1 protein-coding gene is annotated in these 842 nt (G+C 64.6%); it reads right to left on the bottom strand.

Annotation, left to right across the window (positions count from 1 at the left end):
• Positions 1-842: histidine kinase dimerization/phospho-acceptor domain-containing protein (locus GYA94_RS23460; protein ID WP_161893195.1), on the bottom strand; the 842-nt coding region annotated here is incomplete at both ends.

Genomic DNA, 842 nt, shown 5'->3' on the forward strand with positions numbered 1-842 from the left:
TGGCCGTCACGCAGGCGCTGGAAGCGGTAGCTGCTTTCCGGGCGCATCAGGTGCCAGCGGTTCAGCGCTTCGTCCAGCCAGGCGGTGACATCCTGCTCGACCACCGCCAGGCGGCGGTTGGCTTCAGCGGCGCGTACCAGTTGCTGCAGGGTTTCCTTGCACAGCTTCACCTGGTCCTGAAGGATTTGCAGGTCTTCCTGCAACAGCGGGTCGGTGTGGTCCTGGCGCATTTCATTGATCAGCACACTCATGGTGGCCAGCGGCGTGCCCAGCTCATGAGCGGCGCCGGCGGCCTGGGTGGCTACGGCCAGCAACTGCTCGTCGCGCAGGCTTTCTTCACGCCGCTCGGAGCGTAGTTGCTCCTGGCGCCGCAGCTCTTCCGCCATGCGTGCCGCGAAGAAGGTGATCACCGCCGCCGCCAGGGCAATACTCAGCCACATGCCGTACACCTGCATCTTGTCCCGCGCCATGGGCAGGCCTTCGAGCGGGTAGAACTGCACCAGCAGCAAGCTGTAGGCGGTCAGGGCAATACCGGACAGGATCAGCGAATACAGCCACGGCAGGGTCACTGCGGCAATGGCCAACGGTACCAGGTAGTAGGACACGAACGGGTTGGTCGAGCCGCCGGAGTAATACAGCAAGGCACTGTGGATCAACAGGTCACAGGCCAGCTGCAGGGCGTATTCCATTTCGGTGACGGGCACCGACAAGCGCAGGCGCAGGGCGGTGAAGGCACACAGCAGCGACGACAAGGCCAAGGTGCCGGCCAGCGATAGCCAGGGTAAGGGCAGCAGTTCGGTCCAGTAGGCGACACCGACCGAGCCGGCCTGGGCAGCCAGGAC

This window comes from Pseudomonas juntendi (assembly GCF_009932375.1).
GTDB lineage: Bacteria > Pseudomonadota > Gammaproteobacteria > Pseudomonadales > Pseudomonadaceae > Aquipseudomonas > Aquipseudomonas juntendi.